The organism is Streptomyces sp. LE64 (assembly GCF_052606915.1).
This window is the reverse complement of the sequence record NZ_CP199708.1, coordinates 4,499,959-4,521,811: the sequence shown is the minus strand read 5'-3', so window position 1 is coordinate 4,521,811 and position 21,853 is coordinate 4,499,959. Positions and strand designations below refer to the sequence as shown.

Annotated in this window: 12 protein-coding genes; 4 read left to right on the top strand and 8 right to left on the bottom strand. The window is 74.7% G+C overall.

All coding sequences use genetic code 11. The annotated features are described in order from the left end of the window. Window positions 1-131 precede the first annotated feature (131 nt). The gene (locus ACSMX9_RS20455) at window positions 132-386 is read left to right on the top strand and encodes a mycoredoxin (RefSeq protein ID WP_445395846.1); all 255 of its coding nucleotides are present in this window, start codon (window positions 132-134) and stop codon (window positions 384-386) included. 60 nt (window positions 387-446) lie between these two features. Here ACSMX9_RS20455 and nudC read toward each other — a convergent pair whose 3' ends face one another. From nudC to ACSMX9_RS20430, 5 genes are all read right to left on the bottom strand, one after another. Then, a complete protein-coding gene (gene nudC / locus ACSMX9_RS20450; RefSeq protein WP_351240953.1) occupies window positions 447-1,406 on the bottom strand; it encodes an NAD(+) diphosphatase in 960 nt (319 codons plus the stop codon). Window positions 1,407-1,485: 79 nt separating this feature from the next. Then, on the bottom strand, window positions 1,486-2,934 hold the full coding sequence (locus ACSMX9_RS20445) for a dipeptidase (RefSeq protein ID WP_445395844.1): 1,449 nt from the start codon (window positions 2,932-2,934) through the stop codon (window positions 1,486-1,488). A 10-nt stretch (window positions 2,935-2,944) separates the two neighbouring features. Continuing rightward, complete coding sequence (locus ACSMX9_RS20440) at window positions 2,945-6,391, bottom strand: UvrD-helicase domain-containing protein (RefSeq protein ID WP_445395842.1); 3,447 nt, start codon at window positions 6,389-6,391, stop codon at window positions 2,945-2,947. Between the two features lie 61 nt (window positions 6,392-6,452). Beyond that, window positions 6,453-9,758 (bottom strand): ATP-dependent helicase, encoded by a 3,306-nt coding sequence (locus tag ACSMX9_RS20435; RefSeq protein ID WP_445395840.1) that lies wholly within the window; start codon window positions 9,756-9,758, stop codon window positions 6,453-6,455. A gap of 101 nt (window positions 9,759-9,859) precedes the next feature. Then, window positions 9,860-10,282, bottom strand: coding sequence for an MGMT family protein (locus ACSMX9_RS20430; protein ID WP_445395838.1), 423 nt, complete (start codon window positions 10,280-10,282; stop codon window positions 9,860-9,862). A gap of 161 nt (window positions 10,283-10,443) precedes the next feature. Between ACSMX9_RS20430 and ACSMX9_RS20425 the strand changes: the two genes are divergently transcribed. The 3 genes from ACSMX9_RS20425 to ACSMX9_RS20415 all read left to right on the top strand — a co-directional run bounded on the left by ACSMX9_RS20425 (window position 10,444) and on the right by ACSMX9_RS20415 (window position 16,767). Further along, window positions 10,444-13,362 (top strand): lysylphosphatidylglycerol synthase domain-containing protein, encoded by a 2,919-nt coding sequence (locus tag ACSMX9_RS20425; RefSeq protein ID WP_445395836.1) that lies wholly within the window; start codon window positions 10,444-10,446, stop codon window positions 13,360-13,362. Between the two features lie 184 nt (window positions 13,363-13,546). Then, a complete protein-coding gene (locus ACSMX9_RS20420; RefSeq protein ID WP_445395834.1) occupies window positions 13,547-15,091 on the top strand; it encodes an alpha/beta hydrolase in 1,545 nt (514 codons plus the stop codon). A gap of 149 nt (window positions 15,092-15,240) precedes the next feature. Then, the gene (locus ACSMX9_RS20415) at window positions 15,241-16,767 is read left to right on the top strand and encodes an alpha/beta hydrolase (protein ID WP_445395832.1); all 1,527 of its coding nucleotides are present in this window, start codon (window positions 15,241-15,243) and stop codon (window positions 16,765-16,767) included. 294 nt (window positions 16,768-17,061) lie between these two features. On the opposite strand, the gene moeZ is transcribed toward ACSMX9_RS20415, so the two are convergent. The 3 genes from moeZ to ACSMX9_RS20400 form a co-directional block, all read right to left on the bottom strand. Beyond that, on the bottom strand, window positions 17,062-18,240 hold the full coding sequence (moeZ, locus tag ACSMX9_RS20410) for an adenylyltransferase/sulfurtransferase MoeZ (protein ID WP_351240937.1): 1,179 nt from the start codon (window positions 18,238-18,240) through the stop codon (window positions 17,062-17,064). 430 nt (window positions 18,241-18,670) lie between these two features. Further along, window positions 18,671-19,633, bottom strand: coding sequence for an NAD-dependent epimerase/dehydratase family protein (locus tag ACSMX9_RS20405; protein WP_351240935.1), 963 nt, complete (start codon window positions 19,631-19,633; stop codon window positions 18,671-18,673). An 823-nt stretch (window positions 19,634-20,456) separates the two neighbouring features. After that, the gene (locus tag ACSMX9_RS20400; RefSeq protein WP_445395830.1) at window positions 20,457-21,830 is read right to left on the bottom strand and encodes a DUF3152 domain-containing protein; all 1,374 of its coding nucleotides are present in this window, start codon (window positions 21,828-21,830) and stop codon (window positions 20,457-20,459) included. Between the last annotated feature and the right edge of the window lie 23 nt (window positions 21,831-21,853).

Genomic DNA, 21,853 nt, shown 5'->3' with positions numbered 1-21,853 from the left:
CGCCCGGCCGGTCCCCGCTGGACGGCGGGCGCCGGTGCGGTCGCGTGGGAATGGTGGGGCGTCCGCGTGCGTTCTCCCGGTGCGGGAGGGCGCTGGATGCTCCTCCCCGGGCAGCAGAGGAGCAGGAGAACATGCCGGGCACCGTGACGATGTACAGCACCACGTGGTGCGGTTACTGCCAGCGGCTGAAGAGCCAGTTGAGCCGCGAGGGCATCGCTTACCGCGAGATCAACATCGAGCACGACCCGGATTCGGCGACGTTCGTGGAGTCGGTCAACGGCGGCAACCAGACCGTGCCCACGGTGGTGGCGGTGTCCGCGGACGGCACCGAGACCGTGATGACCAACCCGAGCCTCGCGCAGGTCAAGCAGGCCCTCGCCTCCTGAGCCCGGGTGACGTGGTGGGGCGCCCGCCCCCGGGTACCCGGGGGCGGGCGCCCCACCACGTCAGAGGGCGACGCCCTGCCGGGGCAACGGCTTGCCGTACCAGAGCTCGATCAGCCGGGACGCGATGGAGATCCCGTACGGCGGCAGCACCGTTCCGGAGTCGAACGCCGCCTCCAGCTCCTGCCGCGAGAACCAGCGGGCCTCGGAGATCTCGTCGCCGTCCACGTTGATCTCCGTGGTGGTGGCGCGGGCGATGAAGCCGAGCATCAGGCTGGAGGGGAACGGCCACGGCTGGCTGGCGACGTAGCCGACCTCGCCGACCGTGAGGCCGACCTCCTCGCCCACCTCGCGCCGCACCGACTGCTCGACGGACTCGCCGGGCTCCACGAATCCGGCGAGGGTGGAGAAGCGCCCCTCCGGCCAGTGGACCTGGCGGCCGAGCAGCACCCGGTCCGCCTCGTCGGTCACCAGCATGATCACCGCCGGATCGGTGCGCGGGTAGTGCTCCGCACCGCAGGCGGGGCAGCGGCGGATGTGGCCCGCGGCGGCGATGACGGTGCGCTCGCCGCAGCGGGAGCAGAAGCGGTGCATGCGCTGCCAGTTCTCCAGGGCGACCGCGTGCACCATCAGGCCCGCGTCCCGGGGCGAGAGGAGTTGTCCGGCCTCCCGCAGGCTCGCCGCGCGGGCCGACTGGTCCAGCCGGCCCGGCAGGGCGTCCTTCTGGAGCGCGAAGTACCGCACGCCGTCCTCGTCGGTGCCCAGGAAGTAGCGGTGCGCCTCGGTGAGGGGGGCCTCGAAGGTGGGGGTCATCACCAGTTCGGTGCGTCCGTCCGCCCCCTCGTCGACGAGGACCTTCCCCCCGGAGACCACGAAGACCCGGGTCGTGGGGTGGCTCCAGGCGGCGGCCAGCCACGCCTCGTCGAGGCGCTGGTGGGCCGCGCGGTCGATGCCGCTGGGCACGGCCAGCGGCAACGGGCGATCGGCGTAGCGGTCGGTCCAGGTGGTCACAGGTGCTTCCATCTCCCCCGGGGATGCGGTCGGGTCGGCGGGTTCGGCGGGGCGTGCGGTGGGCGGATGCGGCCCCGCGGCCCGCGGGGCGTCAGGGGACGTCGCGCCAGTTCTCGGCGAGGTCCTCCCACAGGTGGGCGGCGGCCTCCACGCCCTTGAACAGCAGATCCAGCTCCACCTTCTCGTCGGGCGCGTGCCAGCCGTCGGACGGGATCGAGATGCCGAGGAAGAGCACCGGCGCGCCCAGCACGTCCTGGAGGTCCGCGGCCGGCCCGGAGCCGCCCTCGCGGGTGTAGCGGATCTCGCTGTCGAAGGCGCGGGCCATGGCCCGGGTGACGGACTCCAGGGCCGGGTGGTCGAGCGGGGTGAGGCAGGGGCGGGTGGCCGCGCCGAAGACGACGGTGTGCCGGATGCCGGCGGGGAGCAGGTCGGCGATCCACTCCCGGACGGCCTTCTCGACGCGGTCCGGGTCCTGGCCGGCGACGAGGCGGAACGACAGCTTCAGCATCGCCCGGGCGGGGATGATCGTCTTGCCTCCGGGGCCCTGGTAGCCGCCGCCGATGCCGTTGACCTCGGCGGTGGGGCGGGCCCACACCCGTTCCAGGGTGGTGTACCCGCGCTCCCCCCGGGCGGCGTGCGACTTGGCGGTGCGCAGCCAGGCCGCCTCGTCGAAGGGGAGTTCGGCGAAGAGTTCCCGTTCCCGGTCGGTGAGGTCGACGACACCGTCGTAGAAGCCGGGCACGCTCACCCGGCCGTGCTCGTCGTGGAGGGCGGCGACGAGGCGGGCGGCGGCGTCCGCGGGGTTGGGCACGGCACCGCCGAAGGACCCGGAGTGGATGTCCTGGTCGGGTCCGAGGAGTTCGATCTCGCAGTCGGCGAGGCCGCGCATGCCGGTGCACACGGTGGGGGTGTCGGCGGACCACATGCCGGTGTCGGAGACGATCACGGCGTCGGCGGCGAGCCGGTCGGCGCGGGCTTCGACCAGGGCCCTGAAGTGCGGGGAGCCGGACTCCTCCTCGCCCTCGACCAGCAGCTTCAGATGGACGGCGGGGGCGCTGCGGCCGGTGGCCGCGAGGTGGGCGCGCACCCCGAGGGTGTGGAAGAGGACCTGTCCCTTGTCGTCGGCGGCGCCCCGCGCGTACAGCCGGCCGTCGCGGACGACGGGCTCGAAGGGGTCAGTGTGCCAGCCGTCCTCGCGGGCCGCGGGCTGGACGTCGTGGTGCCCGTAGACGAGGACGGTGGGGGCGCCCGGGTCGGCGGCGGGCCAGTGCGCGAAGACGGCGGGGGCGCCGGGTGTGCCCCAGACCTCCACGGTCGGGAAGCCGGTGTCCCGCAGGGTCGCGGCGAGCCAGTCGGCGCTGCGGCGCACGTCCGGGGCGTGCTCGGGCTGCGCCGACACGGACGGGATGCGCAGCCAGTCGCCGAGGGCCGCGAGGAAGGCGTCGCGGTGCTGGTCGACGTAGGTGCGCACGGCGTTCACGGGGCGCGCGGCACTGACGGCGCCGTCGGCGCTGACGGCACTGTCAACGGGCTTGCTCATGGCCTTGAGCCTAACCGGCCGCCGGGGCGGGTCCGGTCCGCGGTGGCCCGTGCGGGGGCGGGGTGTGGGCCGGGTCACGGTCGGGGGCGTCGTCGGGGGCGGCGAGGAGGCGTTCCAACTCGGCGCGGGCCGGGAGGTGTGCGGGGCGCACGGCCTCGCCGGTGCGCACGTACAGGAACGTCGCGATCACCGATTCCGGGGGGATGCCGTGCCGCTCGGCCCAGGCGAGCCGGTAGACGGCGAGTTGCAGCGGGTCGGCGTCCCGGCCGTGGCCGGTCTTCCAGTCGACGATCTCGTAGGTGGTGTCGGGCCCGTCCTGGTACCGGTAGACGGCGTCGATGCGGCCCCGCACGACGCGGCCGGCCAGTTCCAGTTGGAAGGGGGCCTCGACCCGGTACGGGGTGCGGCGGGCGTAGGGGGTGCGTTCGAAGGCGGCCTTCAGGGTCTCCAGGTCGCGTTCGTCGGCGATCTGGGCCTCGCTGCCGGGGAGGTCGTCGGGGTCGAGCAGGGGCAGGCGGAGTTCCTCGAAGCGGGACTCGACCCAGGCGTGGAAGCGGGTGCCCTGGCGGGCGGCGGGCTGCGGGGGGCGCGGCATGGGGCGGGCGAGTTCCCGGGCGAACCCGTCGGGGTCGGCGGCGAGGTGGACGAGTTGGGTGGCGGTGAGGGAGGCGGGCAGGGGGACGTCGGTGACGCGGTCGCGGGCGCGCAGCAGTTCCCCGGTGAGGGAGTCCAGGTCGCGGTCCCAGGAGGCGAGGGTGCGGGCCTCCTCGGGGGTGAGCGGCTCGTCGGCGGTGTCGTGCGCGGGTGCCATCCGCCGGGGGGTGCGCGCCGGGGGGACGCCGGCGGGTGCCCCGGTGGGGCGCTCGTGGCTGCGGTCGGCCGGGGCGCCGTGTTCCCCGGCGGGGCCGTCCGCGTCGGCCCGGGGGGCTCCGGTCGGGGGGCGGTGGGGCGCGGTGGCCCGGGCGAGGTGCTCGCGGACGGTGCGGGCGGCGGCGCGGCGGCGGGCCTGGGCCTCCGGGTCCAGCGGGAGGGGCCAGGCGTGGTCGGTGGTGGCGGTGGTGAGGGCGGGGTTCTCGTCCTCGGGCCCGGGGCGGTCGGCCCACGCCTCGATCTCGCCGTGGCCCGCGGCGCAGTGGTCGTACAGGGCGCGCAGGAAGTCGGAGGGGCCGCGGGTGCGCTTCTGGGTGGGGCCCCACCAGTGGCCGGAGCCCAGCAGCAGGCGGCGGGGGCGGGTGAAGGTGACGTAGCCGAGGCGGAGTTCCTCGGTGTGCTGGTGGTCCTTCATGTCCTCGTGGAACGCCTTGAGGCCGCGGGCGGTCCAGTCGGTGACGTCGGGCAGGGTGTCGGCGTCGCCGCGCAGGGCGTGCGGGAGGACCTTGCCCTGGGCGGTCCACTTGTCGCGGCCCTGGGCGCTGGGGAAGGTGCCGGTGACGAGTCCGGGGACGGCGACGACGTCCCATTCGAGGCCCTTGGACTTGTGGGCGGTGAGGACCTTGACGGTGTCCTCGCCGCCGGGCAGGGCGTTGTCGAGGCCCTTCTCGTACTGGGCGGCGGTGCGCAGGAAGCCGAGGAAGGCGAGGAGGGTGGCGTCCTTGTCGTGGGCGGTGAAGGCGGCGGCGGTGTCGAGGAAGTTGGCGAGGGTCTCGCGGCGGCGGGCGGCCAGGACGCGCGGGGAGGCGGAGAGTTCGACTTCCAGTCCGGTGGTGGCGAGGACCCGGTGCAGCACGTCCATGAGGGGGTCGGCGAGGGAGCGTCGCAGGTCGCGCAGTTCGGCGGCGAGGCGGGCGAAGCGGACGCGGGCGGCGGCGGAGAAGGGCAGGCCGTCGTCGGGGGTGCCGGCGGGCTGTTCGAGGAAGGTGTCGAGGGCGTCGGCGAGGGAGATGATCTCGGCGGGGTCGACGCCTTCGACGGCCTCGGCGAGGCGCCGGTCGAGGCCCGGGCCGGTGTCGTCCGGGCCGGTGCGGCGCACCAGGAGTCGGGCGCGGCGTCCGAGCAGGGCGAGGTCGCGGGGGCCGATGCGCCAGCGGGGGCCGGTGAGCAGGCGGACCAGGGAGGCGTTGGCGCCGGGGTCCTGGAGGACTTCGCAGACGGCGACGAGGTCGGCGACCTCGGGCAGGTGGAGCAGTCCGGACAGGCCGACGACCTCGACGGGGACCTCGCGGGCGACGAGGGCGCCCTGGATGTCGGCGAAGTCGGCTGCGGTGCGGCACAGCACGGCGATCTCGCCGGGCGGGGTGCCGGTGCGCACCAGGTGGGCGAGGGTGTCGGCGATCCAGGCGATCTCGTCGGCGTGGGTGGTCAGCAGGGCGCAGCGGACGGTGCCGTCGCGTTCGGCTCCGGGGGCGGGGCGGAGGGCTTCGACGCCGGCGTGGCGGGCACGGAGGGGGGTGGCGAGGTCGTTGGCGAGGGCGAGCAGCCGTCCGCCGCTGCGCCGGTTCTCGCTGAGGGAGTGGCGGGTGGCGGGGCGGCCGTCGGCGTGGGCGAAGTGCTGGGGGAAGTCGTCGAGGTTGGCGACGGACGCCCCGCGCCAGCCGTAGATGGCCTGGCAGGGGTCGCCGACGGCGGTCACGGGGTGTCCGGTGCCGCCGCCGAAGAGGTGGGAGAGCAGGATGCGCTGGGCGACGGAGGTGTCCTGGTACTCGTCGAGGAGGACGACGCGGAACTCGTCGCGCAGGATGCCGCCCACTTCGGGGCGGGTGCGGGCGAGGGTCGCGGAGAGGGCGATCTGATCGCCGAAGTCGACGAGGTCCCGGCTGCGTTTGGCGGTGCGGTAGCGCAGGACGAGGGCGGCGAGGTCGCGGCGGGCGGCGGCGGCTTCGGGGACCTTGCGCAGGTCGGCGTTGGTGAGCGGGGTTCCGTCGAGGGCGTCCAGCAGGGCGGCGTCGTGAGCGCGGAGCGCTTCGGGGGTGACCAGGTGTTCGGCGAGGTCGGCGTCGAGGGCGAGCAGGTCGCTGACGAGGTCGGGGAAGGAGCGGCCGAGTGCCGGGTAGGGGCCGGGGGCTTCGCGCAGGACGCGGGCGGCGAGTTGGAAGCGGGTGGCGTCGGCGAGGAGCCGGGTGCTGGGTTCCAGGCCGATGCGCAGGCCGTGGTCGGTGAGGAGGCGACCGGCGAAGGAGTGGTAGGTGGAGATGACGGGTTCGCCGGGCGGGTGGTCGGTGGGGAGGGGGGTGTCGGGGTCGGTGACGCCGGCGGCGACGAGGGCCTTGCGGACGCGTTCGGCGAGTTCGCCGGCCGCCTTGTTGGTGAAGGTCAGGCCGAGGACCTGTTCGGGGGCGACCTGTCCGGTGCCGACGAGCCACACCACCCGGGCGGCCATGACGGTGGTCTTGCCCGAGCCGGCTCCGGCCACGATGACCTGCGGGGCGGGCGGCGCGATGATGCAGGCCGTCTGCTCCGGGGTGAACGGGATGCCGAGCAGTCGCTTGAGCTGCTCGGGGTCGGTGATGCGTGCGGGCACACGCATCAGGCTAACCGCGGGCGCTGACGTCCCGGACCGCCCCGGGGCCCGCGGGGCGCGGTCACTCCACGACGTGCCGTCCTTCGGGCCGGGCGCTGCACGAGGCGCGGAAGGCGCAGTGGCCGCAGTGCTGGCCGGTGGTCGGGGAGAACCGTTCGTCGAGGACCTTGCCGGCGGCGGTGGCCAGGAGGTCGCCGATCCACTGGCCGGAGGGCGGTTCCTGGGTCTGGACCTTGGGCGTTCCGTCCCCGCCGGCGCGGGCGGCGGCACCCTGCCGCAGGTGGACGAGTTCCGCGCCGCCCGGGGCGGGGCGGGCCCCGTCGAAGACGTCGTCGACGGCGCCTTCGGCCACGGCGAGCTGGTAGACGGCGAGCTGGGGGTGGCGGGCGACGTCGGCGGCGGAGGGGGCGTGTTTGCCGGTCTTGAAGTCGACGACGTAGGCGCGGCCCCGGTCGTCGCGTTCGACGCGGTCCATGGAGCCGCGGACGCGGACGCTGAAGGGGCCCGCGTCGAGGACCACGTCGAAGTCGTGTTCGCTGGCGACGACGGTGCGCCCGCCGCGGTCGGTGACGTGCCACTGGAGGAAGCGTTCGAGGGCGGCGCGGGCGTGTTCCCGCTCCTGGTCGGACTTCCAGGGCGCGTCGAAGGCGAGGGCGTCCCACACGGAGTCGAGGCGTTCCATGAGGACGTCGAGGTCGGCGGGGGTGCGGCCGGAGGCGACCTCGTCGGCGAGGACGTGGACGACGTTCCCGAAGCCCTGGGCGGCGGTGGCGGGGGCGTCGGCCTTGACCTCGCGGCCCAGGAACCACTGGAGGGCGCAGGTGTGGGCGAGTTGGTCGAGGGCGCTGCCGGAGAGGGCGACCGGACGGGTCCGGTCCCGTAGCGGCACCGCGTTGTCGGTGGGGTCGTCCATGCCCCACCAGCGGTCCGGGTGGGCGGTGGGCACCAGGGGGCGGCCCTCGCCGTCGTCGAGGGCGGCGAGGGCGGCGAGGCGGCGAGCGGCGGCCTGCCGCAGGGCCGGGGAGGCGTGCGGGTCGACGGTGGTGGCCCGCAGTTCGGCGACGAGGGGGGCGACGGCGAGGGGGCGGCGGGGGCGGCCGGTGACGTCGCGGGGGTCGACGCCGAGTTCGGTGAGGAAGCGGGAGGGCTGGTCACCATCGTCGGCGGGTGCCTTGACGGCGGTGACGACGAGGCGTTCGCGGGCCCGGGTGGCGGCCACGTAGAACAGGCGGCGTTCCTCGGCGAGGAGCGCGCCGGCGGGCAGGGGTTCGGCGAGGCCGTCGCGGCCGATGCGGTCGGCTTCCAGGAGGGAGCCGCGGCGGCGCAGGTCGGGCCAGAGCCCCTCCTGCACCCCGGTGACGACGACGAGCCGCCATTCCAGGCCCTTGGCGCGGTGGGCGGTCATCAGGCGCACCGCGTCGGGGCGCACCGCGCGCCGGGTGAGGGTGTCGGCGGCGATGTCGGCGGCCTCGGTCTCGGCGAGGAAGTTGAGGGCGCCGCGGCCGCCGGTGCGCCGTTCGGCGCGGGCGGCGGTCGCGAAGAGGGCGCAGAGGGCGTCGAGGTCGCGGTCGGCGTTGCGCCCGGCGGCGCCGCCGCGGCGGGCGGCGCGTTCCAGGCGTGCGGGCCAGCCGGTGCCCTGCCACAGGTCCCAGAGGGCTTCCTCGGCGGTGCCGCCGGCGGCGAGGCGTTCACGGGCGGTGCGCAGGAGCGCGCCGAGTTGCTGTGCTCCGCGGGCGTACGCCGGGTCGTGGGCGACGAGCCGTTCGGGGGCGGCGAGCGCCCGGGTGAGGAGGACGTCGGAGGGTTCGGGCAGGGCGTTGCCGGCGGCCCGTTCCTCGTCGCGCAGGGCGCGGCCCAGGCGGCGCAGGTCGGCGGCGTCCATGCCGGCGAGGGGGGAGGCGAGGAGGGTGAGCGCGGTCTCGGTGTCGAGCCAGCAGGGGTCCGGTGCGGGGCCGTCGGCGGCGGGGTCCCCCAGGGCGGCCTCGGCGACCGCCTTGAGGGCGGTCAGCAGGGGGGCGACGGCGGGTTCGTGGCGCAGCGGCAGGTCGTCGCCGTCGATGTCGAGGGGCACGCCGGCGGCGGTGAGGGCGCGCCGCAGGCCGGGGATGCCGCGTCCGCCGGCCCGTACCAGGACGGCCATGTCCCGCCAGGGCACGCCGTCCTCCAGGTGGGCGCGGCGCAGGATGTCGGCGACGTTGTCGAGTTCGGTGCCGGGGGTGGGGTAGGTGTACGCCTCGACGCGGCCGCCGTCGCGGACCGCGGTGAGCTCCCGGTGGGCGCGCACCCGGTCGGCGGGCAGTCGGGGCAGCGGCATGCGTCGGGTGAGCAGCCGGGTGGCGGCGAGCAGGGCGGCGCCGGAGCGCCGGGAGGTGGTGAGCACCTGCACGCGGGCGGGGGTGCCGTCCGGCTGGCGGAAGGCGGTGGGGAAGTCGAGGATGCCGTTGACGTCGGCGCCCCGGAAGGCGTAGATCGACTGGTCGGGGTCGCCGAAGGCGACGAGGGTCCGTCCGCCGCCGGCTAGCGCGTCGAGCAGGCGCACCTGGGCGGGGTCGGTGTCCTGGTACTCGTCGACGTAGACGGCGTCGTACTGGGCGGCGAGGGCGGCGGCGACCTCGGGGCGCCGGGCGAGGAGGACCGCACGGTGGACGAGTTCGGTGTAGTCGAGGACGCCCTGGAGGTCGAGGACGTCCAGGTAGTCGGCGAGGAACGCGGCGGCGGCGCGCCAGTCGGGGCGGCCGGTGCGGGCGGCGAAGTCGCCGAGGGCGGCGGGGGCCAGGCCGAGTTCCCGGGTGCGGGCGATGACGGCGCGCACCTCGTCGGCGAAGCCCCGGGTGGTGAGGCAGGCGCGCAGTTCGTCGGGCCAGCGCACGTGGCGCAGTCCGGCCCGTTCGAGGTCGATCTGTCCGGCGAGGAGTTCGCGGACGGCGACGTCCTGTTCGGGGCCGGACAGCAGCCGCAGGGGTTCCACGAACAGGTCGGCGTCCTGGTGGGCGCGGACCAGGGCGTAGCAGAAGGAGTGGAAGGTGGTGGCTTGCGGGGCGCGGGCGGCGCCGATGCGCAGGGCCATGCGGTCGCGCAGTTCGACGGCGGCCTTGCGGCTGAAGGTGAGCACCAGGATGCGTGCGGGGTCGTCGCCGCGGGCCGTGCGGGCGGCGACCGCTTCGACGAGGGTGGTGGTCTTGCCGGTGCCGGGGCCGGCCAGGACGAGCAGCGGGCCCGTTCCGTGATCAACCACGGCGCGCTGGGCTGCGTCCAGACGGGGGGGCGCGGTCCGGGCGGGTGCGGTGTGCACCAGCCGGTAGGTTCCGTTGCCCGTGTGCCGTGCGCGGGTATGTGGCGGCCGTCTGGTGGAAGAGGGAGAGCTCACGTGGTTCGCCGGTCCTGGTGGTCGTGCTGATGGGGGTGCGGCCGGGGGCGTTCGGCCCGGCCGGGGCCCGGGGCGGGGGCGCCGTCACCGGTGCGCGGCCCTCACGTCGGGTGCGCGGGCGCATCGGTGGGGCGCCCGTCCCAGCGGGCGCGCCGCACGTCGATCCGGGGGTGTCCGGTGGCGGAGCCGCCGGGGGTGCGCAGCGGGGTCCCTTCGGCGCGGTAGTGGCCGAGGGCGTCCCGTTCGTGGCCGGGCAGCGGCACGCCGTCCGCGCGGACCACGCGCCACCAGGGCACGGCGCCGCCGTAGAGGGCCATGACCCGGCCGACCTGGCGCGGGCCGCCCTCGTCGAGCCACTCGGCGACGTCGCCGTAGGTCATCACCCGGCCGGGCGGGATCAGGTCGGCGACGTCCAGGACCCGTTCCGCGTACGGGGGGTGCGTGCCGTCGGCCGCGTCCCCGCCGTCCGGGGGGACCTCGGGGGGGTCGGCGGGTGCGTCCGCCGGGCGGCTCTCCTCGTTCATCCGCCCTATCCTGCCCCACACCACCGACAGTGCGTCGGGCGCGCGGGCGTCCGGGCACACGGCCCACGGACGGCGGGTGAGGAGGCCCGCGTGCCCCCCGATCGCACCCTGATGCCCCGTTCCGACGTGCGGGCATGCCAGGATCGAGGGGGCGGTGACTGGTGATACGAGAACAAGAAGGCGCGGCGGAACGTCCGGATGTGCACCCCGAGGGGTCGGGCACCTCCGGCGGGTCGGCGCGCCCCGACACCGGAGAGCGGCCCCTGAAGGCGCACGAGGATTCCGACGAGAACCCGCCCGGGGCCGGCGCCGCGGCCGGGGCGCCCGAGGGCGCGGAGCCCGGGTCCGCCGACCGCGAAGACACGGCGGAGGGGGCCGCGGACGCCTCGACCCGGGCCGCCGGCACCTACGCGGACGAGGTGGAGGGCGACGAGCCGTTGCTCCCCGCCCGGGTGCACCGTCCGTCCGATCTGATGCGGCTGCTCGTCGGGGTCCTCGCCATCGCGGTGGTGCTGGCGATCGCCACGTTCGCGCACGGCACCACCGCGGGACTGGAGCAGGACATCAGCAAGGGCACCGACGAGGCGCCCGACCTGCTGATCAAGTTCGCCGGCTTGGCGTCCAGCATCGCGGTCCTGCTGGTGCCGGTCGCCTTCGCCGTCGAGCGGCTGGTCAAACGGGACGGGCTGCGGATCGCCGACGGGGTGCTGGCCGCGGTGCTCGCGCACGGGGTGACCCTCGCCACGGACCTGTGGGTCGCCGAGGCGGCGCCGCGGACCATCCAGGACGCGCTGACCCGGCCGTCGCCCGCCGACCTCACCGCGCTCACCGATCCGGTGCACGGCTACCTGGCCCCGGTCATCGCCTACATGACGGCGGTCGGGATGTCCCGCCGGCCCCGGTGGCGGGTGGTGCTGTGGGTGGTGCTGCTGCTCGACGCGTTCGCCATGCTCGTCACCGGCTACACCACCCCGTTCTCGATCATCCTGACGGTCCTCATCGGCTGGACCGTCGCCTACGGGACGCTGTACACGGTCGGCTCGCCCAATGTCCGTCCCACCGGACAGACGCTGCTGGCGGGGCTGCGCCGGGTCGGCTTCCGTCCGGTGAGCACGGCCCGCGAGGAGGTGGGCGCGGACGGCGAGGGCTCCGACAGCGGGGACCGCGGCAGACGGTACTTCGTCACCCTGGAGGAGGGCCGGCCGCTCGACGTCACCGTGGTGGACCGGGAGCAGCAGGCGCACGGGTTCTTCTACCGGGTGTGGCGGCGGATGACGTTGCGGGGCATCACCACGCGGCGCAGCCTCCAGTCGCTGCGCCAGGCCCTGGAGCAGGAGGCCCTGCTGGCGTACGCGGCGATCGCCGCGGGGGCCAACGCGCCGAAGCTGATCGCCACCTCGGAGTTGGGTCCGGACGCGGTGATGCTGGTGTACGAGCACACCGGTGGGCGGACCCTGGACTCGCTGTCCGACGCGGACATCACCGACGCCCTGCTGCACGACACCTGGCGCCAGGTGAGGGCGCTCCAGTCGCGTCGGATCGCGCACCGCAGGCTGGCGGGTGACGCGATCCTGGTGGATCGTTCCGGCACGGTGATCCTGTCCGACCTGCGGGGCGGTGAGATCGCGGCGGGCGACCTGGTGCTGCGGATGGACGTCGCGCAGTTGCTGACGACCCTGGGACTGCGGGTGGGCGCCGAGCGGTCGGTGGCCTCGGCGGTCGCCGTGCTGGGGCCGGACCTGGTGGCGGACTGCCTGCCGCTGCTCCAGCCCATCGCCCTGACCCGCCGCACCCGCGGCACGCTGCGCAAGCTCGCCAGGGAACGCTCCCAGCGGGAGCGCGAGGCCGTCCTCGAAGCCTCCCGCAGGGCGAAGCAGGAACGGGTGGAGGCCGCCGCCGCGGCCGCCGGGGGCCCGGCCGGGGAGGTCTCCGGCACGGAACCGGGCGGGGGCGCGCCGGGACGGGACGGGAAGCCCGCCCGACCCGCCGACCGGCTGGCGCAGAAGAAGTCGCTGCGGGCGGAGAAGCAGGCCGAGAAGCGGGCCCTGGACGACGCCCTGGAGGAGGCCCGCGAGGAGGACCTGCTCACCCAGATCCGCCACCAGGTGCTGCGCATCCGCCCGCAGGCGCCGGTGGAGCCGGCGCGTCTGGAGCGCATCAGACCGCGCACCCTGATCAGCATCCTGGCCGGTGCGGTCGGCGCCTACTTCCTGCTGTCGCAGCTCACCCAGACCGACTTCGGGACGATCGTCGAAGCGCACTGGGGGTGGGTCGCGGCGGCCGTGCTCTTCTCGGCGTTGAGCTACTTCGCCGCGGCCATGAGCCTGCTCGGCTTCGTCCCGGAGCGGGTGCCGTTCCTGCGCACCGTCGCCGCCCAGGTCGCCGGGTCGTTCGTGAAGCTGGTGGCACCGGCCGCGGTCGGCGGGGTGGCGCTCAACACCCGTTTCCTCCAGCGCTCGGGGGTGCGGCCGGGGCTCGCGGTCGCCAGTGTGGGCGCCTCGCAGCTGTTCGGGCTCGGCGCGCACATCCTGCTGCTGCTGGCCTTCGGTTATCTGACGGGCACCGAGAAGACGCCCTCGCTGTCGCCCTCGCGGACGGTGATCGCCGGGCTGTTGACGGTCGCGGTCCTGGTGCTGGTGGTGACCTCGATCCCGTTCCTGCGGAAGTTCGTGCTCACCCGGCTGCGGTCGCTGTTCGCGGGGGTGGTGCCGCGCATGCTGGACGTTCTCCAGCGCCCGCAGAAGCTGGTCACCGGCATCGGGGGGATGCTGTTGCTCACCGCGTGCTTCGTGATGTGCCTGGACGCCTCGATCCGGGCCTTCGGCGGCGACACCGCCTCGCTGAGCCTGGCCAGCGTGGCGGTGGTGTTCCTGGCCGGCAACGCCCTGGGGTCCGCGGCACCGACGCCGGGCGGTGTGGGGGCGGTGGAGGCGACGCTGACGTTCGGCCTGATCGCGGTGGGGCTGGCCCCGGAGGTGGCCGCCCCCGCGGTGCTGCTGTACCGGCTGTTGACGTTGTGGCTGCCGGTGCTGCCGGGCTGGTTGTTCTTCAACCATCTGACCCGCAAGGGCGCGCTCTGACCCGTCTCCCGTCCGCATCGGCACCGCACCCGCCGGCGCACGGGGACGACCGCTCCGGCGGGTGCCCACGCTCGGGCGCCCGGGCAGCGGAGCGCGCGCCCGCGCCCGACGGGTTGTCGGGCGCGGGTCACTCGCTCGGCTCCCGCCCCGCGCGCCCCGTGGGTCGCGCGCCCAGGATGGGAGCATGCCCAAGCCCCTCCCCCGGCGGGCGGTCGCGCTGGCCGCGTCCGTCGTGCTGTTCTCCGCGACGGCCGCGGCCTGCGGCGACGAGGACCCCCCGGACGATCCCGCGGCGCAGCAGCTCCGGTGGGCCGACTGCCCCAAGCCCTCCGCGGCCGAGGGCGGTGGTCCGGCACCGTCCCCGCTGCCGGACGGGGAGCTGTGGCAGTGCGCCGCCCTCAAGGCCCCGCTCGACTGGGACGACCCCGGCGGCGACACCGTCGACCTCGCCCTGATCCGGGCCCGGACGAGCGGCCCGCCGAGCGAACGCATCGGATCGTTGATCTTCAACTTCGGCGGGCCCGGCGGCTCCGGGGTGACCGCCCTGCCCGCTTTCGAAGGCGAGTACGAGACCCTGCGCACCCGCTACGACCTGGTCAGCTTCGACCCGCGCGGCGTCGGCCGGAGCGCCGGGGTGACCTGCGAGGACGACGAGCAACTCGACCGGTACTTCCAGCAGGACGCCACCCCCGACGATCCGACCGAACAGCGGGAGCTGGTGGCGCGCACCCGCACCTTCAACACCGCCTGCGAGGACCGGTCCGGCAGGGTGCTGCCGCACGTGGGCACCCCGGACGCGGCCCGCGACCTGGACCTGATGCGCCGGGTGCTCGGCGACGAGGAACTCCACTACTTCGGCATCTCCTACGGCACGGAACTGGGCGGGGTGTACGCGCACCTGTTCCCGAAGGAGGTGGGCCGGGCGGTGTTCGACGCGGTGGTCGACCCGACGCAGGACCCCGAGCAGGGCGCGCTCGGCCAGACCCGGGGCTTCCAACGGGCCCTCGACAACTTCGCCGACCACTGCACCTCCCAGGTCGAGGAGTGCCCCGTCGGCGACAGCCCACAGGACGTGCAGGACCGCATCGCCCGACTGCTGCGGGACCTGGAGGAGAAGCCCCTGCCGGCGCTGTTCCCCCGGGAGCTCACCCAGACCGCCGCCACCGGCGGAATCGCCCAGGCCCTGTACTCGCAGGACTTCTGGGAGTACCTGACGGAAGGGCTCCAACAGGCGTACGACGGGGACGGCAAGCTCCTGCTGGCGCTCTCCGACGCGATGAACGGACGCAACGAGGACGGCCGCTACAGCAACGTCCAGGCCGCCAACGTGGCGATCAACTGCGCCGACGACAAGCCCCGGTACGCCCCGGCGGACGTCGAGGCCAGGTTGCCGGCGTTCCGCGCCGCCTCCCCGGTGTTCGGGGACTACCTCGCCTGGTCCATGGTCAGTTGCACCGACTGGGCCGTCCCCGGCGCGGCGGACCACCCCGAGGTGAGTGCGCCCGGGGCGGCGCCGATCCTGGTCGTCGGCAACACCGGCGACCCGGCCACCCCGTACGAGGGAACCCGCAGGATGGTGGACGCCCTCGGCCCGGGCGTCGGCGTCGAACTCACCTACCGGGGACAGGGACACGGGGCGTACGACAGCGGGGACCCCTGCGTCCGCGAGGCGGTGGACGGCTACCTGCTGAACGGGACCGTTCCCCCGAAGGGCACGGTCTGCCCGTGAGCCACCGCACCCCCGGCCCGCCCGTCCCGCAGCCGTCCGGCCCCGCCCCACCAGGGCTTACCTGGACATGCCAGAAGTTATCCACAGGCCCAGCGGGCGCCGCCCGCTCCTGCCTACTATGGCCGGACCGTTCGTGGAGGGGGAAGGTCATGACCCGTTGGGTACGGTCGACGGCGCTGCTCGCCGGTGCCGTGATGATCGCCGGGTGCAGCGGCACCGGCGCGGGCGACGACCGGTCCGCCCGCCCCTCCGCCGCCGATCCGGCCGGCGGCGGGCTGCCCGCGGCCCTGACCGGACAGCAACCGGCGTGGTCCGACTGCCCCGCCTCCGGGGACGCCCCGGCACCCGACGACTCCTGGCAGTGTGCCGACCTCAAGGTCCCGCTGGACTACGCCCACCCCGACGGCCCGACGATCGACGTCGCCCTGATCCGCACGACCGCCCGGGAGAAGGACTCCCGCATCGGCTCCCTGGTCTTCAACTTCGGCGGGCCCGGCGGCTCCGGCGTCTCCATGCTGCCGGGCTTCGCCCCCGGCTACGAAGCCCTCCAGCAGCGGTACGACCTGGTCAGCTTCGACCCGCGGGGGGTCGGCGCCAGCGAGGGCGTGCGCTGCCGGTCCGACCAGAAGATCGGCGCCGCCGAACGGGTCGACCTCACCCCCGACGACGGCCCCGAGGAGCGGGCCTTCCTCGCGGACGCGGCCGACTTCGCAGCCGGCTGCGAGCAGGGCGCCGGCCCCCTGCTCGCCCATCTGTCCACCGACAACACGGCACGGGACATGGACCTGCTGCGCCAGGTCCTGGGCGACGAGGAACTCCACTACTTCGGCGTCTCCTACGGCACCCAACTCGGCGGCGCCTACGCCCACCTCTTCCCGAAGCGGGTGGGACGACTGGTCTTCGACGCGGTGGTGGACCCCTCCGCGGACGGCGTCACCCAGGCGAAGAACCAGGCGCGGGGCTTCCAACGCGCCCTGGACAACTACCTCAAGGACCGGGGCGAGGACCCCGCGGAAGGCAGCAGGGCAATAGCGGACCTGCTGCGCCGCATCGACGCCGACCCGCTCCCCACCGGCGGCGAACGCGAGCTGACCCAGACCCTGGCGACGATAGGCATCGTCATCACCCTCTACAGCGAGCAGTCGTGGCCCGCGCTCACCGAGGCCCTGGAGGCCGCCGAGGAGGGAGACGGAGCCCCCCTCCTCGCCCTGGCCGACATGTACAACGAGCGCGACGAAGCGGGGCGCTACAGCACCCAGAGCCACTCCCAGCGCGCGATCTCCTGCCGCGACGCCAAGGACCGCACCACCGCGGAGCAGGCCCGGGCCTCGCTGGAGGAGTTCCGGAAGATATCGCCGGTGTTCGGCGAGTTCCTCGGTTGGGACACCGCCGGCTGGTGCCACCAGTGGCCGGTGCCCGGCCTCCAGGAGCGGTCCGAGGTGAGCGCCCCGGGAGCCGCGCCGATCCTCGTGATCGGCAACACCGGAGACCCGGCGACCCCGTACGAGGGCGCGGCCCGCATGGCGGACGGACTCGGCGAGGACGTCGGCGTGCTGATGACCTGGAAGGGCGAAGGACACGGCGCCTACGGCAACGGGAGCAGCTGCGTGGACGATGCGGTGAACGGCTACCTGCTGGACGGGCGGGCGCCGAAGGACGGCACCGTCTGCTCCTGACCGACCGCACCGAGCCCTGTCCGAGCGCAGGTCCCGACACCCGTCCGGGCCGGCGGGCCGGGCGGGCCCGCCGGCCCGGACGGGCTGCCGCACGAGCGGGTCACCACCGCAAACGGGGGGTGGGGGGAGGGGAGGGGGGAGGGCCCCACCCCAACGACAACGGCATCGGGTCCCCACACCCGAAGCTGTGGGGACCCGATGCTCGTCATGGCGCGGTGCCCGCCCCGCGGTCCGGCGCCCGCCGGGCCCGGTCCGGGCAGCGGCCCGTCCGGTCCGGGCGGTGGACGGAGGGGTTCAGTACACCGGCTTGCTGGGCTCGATCTGGTTGACCCAACCGATGACCCCGCCACCGACGTGGACGGCGTCCGCGAAACCGGCCGACTTCAGCACGGCGAGGACCTCCGCACTGCGGACACCCGTCTTGCAGTGCAAGACGATCTTCCGGTCCTGCGGCAGGGACTCCAGGGCGGAGCCCATCAGGAACTCGTTCTTGGGGATCAGCTTGGCGCCCGGGATGGAGACGATCTCGTACTCGCCCGGCTCGCGGACGTCGATGATCTCGATGTCCTCGCCCTCGTCGATCCACTCCTTCAACTGCTTGGGAGTGATCGTCGAACCGGCTGCCGCCGCCTGGGCCTCCTCGGACACGACGCCGCAGAAGGCCTCGTAGTCGATGAGTTCGGTGACGGTGGGGTTCTCGCCGCAGACCGCGCAGTTGGGGTCCTTGCGGACCTTGACCTGGCGGTACTGCATCTCCAGGGCGTCGTAGATCATCAGACGGCCGACCAGCGGCTCGCCGGTGCCGGTCAGCACCTTGATCGCCTCGGTGACCTGGATCGAACCGACGGACGCGCACAGCACGCCCAGCACGCCGCCCTCGGCGCAGGAGGGCACCATGCCCGGCGGCGGCGGCTCGGGGTACAGGCACCGGTAGCACGGGCCGTGCTCGCTCCAGAAGACCGAGGCCTGGCCGTCGAAGCGGTAGATCGAGCCCCACACGTACGGCTTGTTGAGCAGCACGCACGCGTCGTTGACCAGGTAGCGGGTGGCGAAGTTGTCCGTGCCGTCCACGATCAGGTCGTACTGGCTGAAGATGTCCATCACGTTGTCGGCTTCGAGCCGCTCTTCGTGGAGGACGACCTCGACGTACGGGTTGATGCCCAGGACGCTGTCGCGGGCGGACTCCGCCTTGGAACGGCCGATGTCCGACTGGCTGTGGATGATCTGACGTTGCAGGTTCGACTCGTCGACCTCGTCGAACTCCACGATGCCGAGCGTGCCGACGCCCGCCGCGGCCAAGTACATGAGCGCCGGGGAACCGAGCCCACCGGCGCCGACACAGAGCACCTTCGCGTTCTTCAGCCGCTTCTGCCCGTCCATCCCGACATCCGGAATGATCAGGTGGCGGGAGTACCTGCGGACCTCGTCGACGGTGAGCTCAGAAGCTGGCTCTACCAGGGGTGGCAACGACACGGACACTCCGTTGGTCGATATTTCGGAAGGTTGTTCTGCGAGTAACACTGCCACGCGCTTCTTCATTCCGAGACACCTGTTCCGGTCTGCGAGACGATCCCGTCCCAGTCTCCGGGCACGCCCCGGCGGCACCCCGTCGCACCCCGTCGAACGGCCCGGTCGCCACGCCGGAACCGGGCGGTGAGCGCTGCGGGGACGCGGTCGTCGACGGGACGCGTCGTCCCCGGGCCGGTTGCCGTGCGGCGGCGGGCCGGGGGCGACGGAGCGGCAGAAGCGTTCCGGCGGGTACTCCCCCGCCCGCACACCCCGTGCCGGTGCCCGACCACGGCCGCGCCGCGACCGCCGACCGGTATGCGGTCCCCCGCCCGGCCGTGGCGGACGGACGGGCCCGCCGCGCGGGCGGAGCCGACGACCCCCCGCCGGGCCCCGGTCAGATGCGGCACGCCGCCTCCATCCAGATGTCGGCGAGCGACTCCTCCAGGTTGATCCGCGGCCGCCAGCCCAGCCGGTCGCGAGCCGTACGGACATCGGCCTGCTGCCAGCTCCCGCACCCGTCCGGATAGGGGTAGGCGGCCGGGAGGAGCTGATGGTCCGGGTCGGAGCGCGGGTGCCCGAGGGGGGAGCGCAGCGGCACCGACGGCGCGTCCAGCTCGTGGAGCGCCCCCCCGTACCCGGCGACCCGGGCCAGGACGGCGGCGGCGTCCCGCAGCCGCACGGCGCGACCGGAGCCGATGTTGACCACGCCCTGCGCCGCGGACAGGGAGGCGGCGTGCACGGCGCGCGCCACATCGCGCACGTCCACGAAGTCGCGCTGCGCGCCGAGGCCGCCGAGCTTCAACTCGCCGTCCCCGGCCTGCATGGCCCGCCGCATGGCCTCCGCGAGCCGTCCGAGCGGCGAACCCGCGGGGGTACCGGGCCCGGCGGGCGAGAAGACCCGCAGGACGACGGCGTCGAGGCCGGAGCCGAGGACCAGCTCGGTGGCGGCGAGCTTGCTGACGCCGTACGGGCCGCCCGGCCGGGGCACGGCGTCCTCGGCCGTCGAGGAGCCGGGCTGGCTGGGGCCGTACTCGGCGCCGCAGCCGATCTGCACCAGTCGGGCACCGCACCTGCTGCGCCGCAGGGCTTCGCAGACGGTGGCGACGGCGACCGTGTTGTGTCGGATCAGCTCGCGGGCGCCGCCCCGGGTCGCACCGGCGCAGTTGATGACGACTCCGGGGTGGACGGCGTCGAAGAACCTGGTCAGCGCCCCGGGGCTGCCGGTGGCGAGGTCGAAGCGCACATCGGCGTCGTCGCCGCGCCCGAGGGCGGTGAGTTGGACGGCCGGGTCCGCGATGAGCCGGTCGGCGACGAAGCGCCCGAGGTACCCGCCGGCTCCGATCAGCAGCACTCTCATCGGGCACCTCCAGGTACGTGGTCTCCGGATCGGAGGGTGGTCATCTCGCTTTCTCCTTCAGGGGTGGTGCCGTACGGGAACGCCCGCGGTGTCGGCCACGCGGGAGGGGGGTGGGGGGTGGAGTCCGGGGGTGCCGGGAGGGGCCTGGCGAGTGTGGGAGGGGCGCGGAACGCGGTCGGGGGCCGGCCCACCGGTCGGGGGGCGGCATTGCCGAAACGGTCCTTCTGAAGGGTGGACCTCAGTCGCGCCACCCCTTCGGCGGTCGGCGCCTCCGGTGGTCCGCCCCTCTGTCCGGGCCGGATGGAGCCCCTGCCCACCGCCGGCACGGGCCGCCGGCCCGCCTGCACCCGGCCCGTGCCGGGTGCAGGAGTGCGGAGGGTCGTGCCGTTCGCGCCCTGTGGGTGGCCCGCGCCGGGTGCGCACGCCGCTGCCGGGTGTGCGCCGGGGCGCCGGGCGAACCACCGGGGCGCTCCGCGGTGCCGCTGCGCGTTCCCCGCGCCGGCCACGGAGGCGTCATGGACCGCGCGGGGGGGTACGGGCCGCCGCGCAGCGGTCGCCGACGGGGTGTCGTCCTCGACGAGCCTTCCGATCCGCACCAGCACACCCCCGGTTCCCGTCTGGGGGGCCGCCGTCGTTCGGCGGCCCGCAGCGGGACGAACGTATGCGGACGGGCGGGCGGTACGGCGGACGGTTGTCCGTCGCACCACCAAAAGGGGTGAACGGACGTAACTTTCCTGGGCGGGAAGCGTTTTCTCGCGCTATGGATCTTCTCGACCACGAGGGGTCACGTTCGGACCCCCTGCGGCGTGTTGTTGACGGGGGCTCAACCCTCCGGGAAGGCCCAGGGGTTGGCCCGGCAACGGATGCCTTCGTGCTCCAGGAACTTCGTCTGCTGCTGCATCACGGGAGCCAGGGCGCCGTCCGTCTGGCAGCTCACGTGGTTGAAGCCCAGCCGGTGGCCGACCTCGTGGTTGATGAGCATCTGACGATAGGCGTGGATGCGGTCGTCGCCGTAGGTCTCGGAGCCCTGCGCCCAGCGGTAGGCGTTGATCATCACGCGCTCGGTGGAGGCCGAGTCGCACGACACGTTGTCGATGGTGACGTCGAGGCCGGACTTGGCGCACCAGGCTCCGGTGGTTCCCGGGCTCGCCAGGGTGATCACGAAGTCGGCCGTCCCGGAGGAGACCCGTTCGAAGGCTCGACCGCCCCCGTGGGCCCAACTGCGGTTGTCGTTGAGGGTCTTGTGCACCGCTTCGGCGAAGAGCCCGCCGTCCAGGCCGAGTCCCTCCTCCACGTCCACCCGGTAGCGGAAGAGCTTCCCCCGGCCCGGTGCCTTCGCGAAGCCGGAGACCGCCTCGAAGGCGCCCGAGCCGGCCAGTTCCGGGTCCAGCTCGTAGGTGCGCCCCATCTGCTGGCCGTAGGTCGGCTTCCGGGCGACCGGTGGGTCCGCGGCGGCGGGCCGGTCGGCGGGGACGGAGCGGGTGTCGGAGCGCGAGGGCGGGTCACCGTCCTGACGGTCGGTCCCGCCGGTGGTGCTGGTGCGGTCGGTGCGCACCCCGTTCTGCTCGGTGACCTGGCCGGCGACGACCACGGCGAGGACCGTGGTCACCGCGGCGGCGGCGATCCCGGTGAAGGTGCGGCCCTTGCCTCCGCGGCTCGGGGTGCCCGCGGGGCGGCGCCGCGGCTCGTCCTCGGGGTGCCGGGGCGGTGGCACCGCGCCGCGGGGTCCGCCCCGTCCGCCGGAGCCGCCCCGACCCGACCCGCCGGGCCCCTCGCCCGGGTCGCCCTCGTGGTCCCCGTGGACCTCCGCCGGGTCGACGGGGTCCCACTGGGTGACGGAGGCGTAGGGATCGGCGGCGGCGCTGGTGCCGGGCGCGCGCCGAGCCTGTGCGCCGGCGGGGGGCGCGCCGGCGGCGGGTGCGTACGGGCCGGAGTTGTAGGGCGCCCGGAGCAGCGGGGCCCCCCGGCCCGGTCCGCCCCGGCCGTCGTGGGGGGCGGCGGCGAAGGCGTCGAGGTACTCCTGCCGCGGGCCGGGGACGCGGGGCTGGTGCCCCGTGGCGCGGGGCCGGTCGGACAGGGCGCCCCAACCGCCTCCCGCCTCGTGCTGTTCGGGGTGTCCGCCCCGCACGTCCGGATGCCGGGGGACGCCCTGCGCCGGGGTGCCGTGCGGGCCCGCGTAGGGGGGGTACGGCGTCATCGGTCGGGGCTCGGGCCGCGGGG

Coding starts and splice junctions, on each gene's coding strand:
- ACSMX9_RS20455 (WP_445395846.1), top strand. CDS start 132: ATGCCGGGCACCGTGACGATGTACAGCACCACGTGGTGCGGTTACTGC.
- nudC (WP_351240953.1), bottom strand. CDS start 1,406: ATGGAAGCACCTGTGACCACCTGGACCGACCGCTACGCCGATCGCCCG.
- ACSMX9_RS20445 (WP_445395844.1), bottom strand. CDS start 2,934: ATGAGCAAGCCCGTTGACAGTGCCGTCAGCGCCGACGGCGCCGTCAGT.
- ACSMX9_RS20430 (WP_445395838.1), bottom strand. CDS start 10,282: ATGAACGAGGAGAGCCGCCCGGCGGACGCACCCGCCGACCCCCCCGAG.
- ACSMX9_RS20420 (WP_445395834.1), top strand. CDS start 13,547: ATGCCCAAGCCCCTCCCCCGGCGGGCGGTCGCGCTGGCCGCGTCCGTC.
- ACSMX9_RS20415 (WP_445395832.1), top strand. CDS start 15,241: ATGACCCGTTGGGTACGGTCGACGGCGCTGCTCGCCGGTGCCGTGATG.
- ACSMX9_RS20405 (WP_351240935.1), bottom strand. CDS start 19,633: ATGAGAGTGCTGCTGATCGGAGCCGGCGGGTACCTCGGGCGCTTCGTC.
- ACSMX9_RS20400 (WP_445395830.1), bottom strand. CDS start 21,830: ATGACGCCGTACCCCCCCTACGCGGGCCCGCACGGCACCCCGGCGCAG.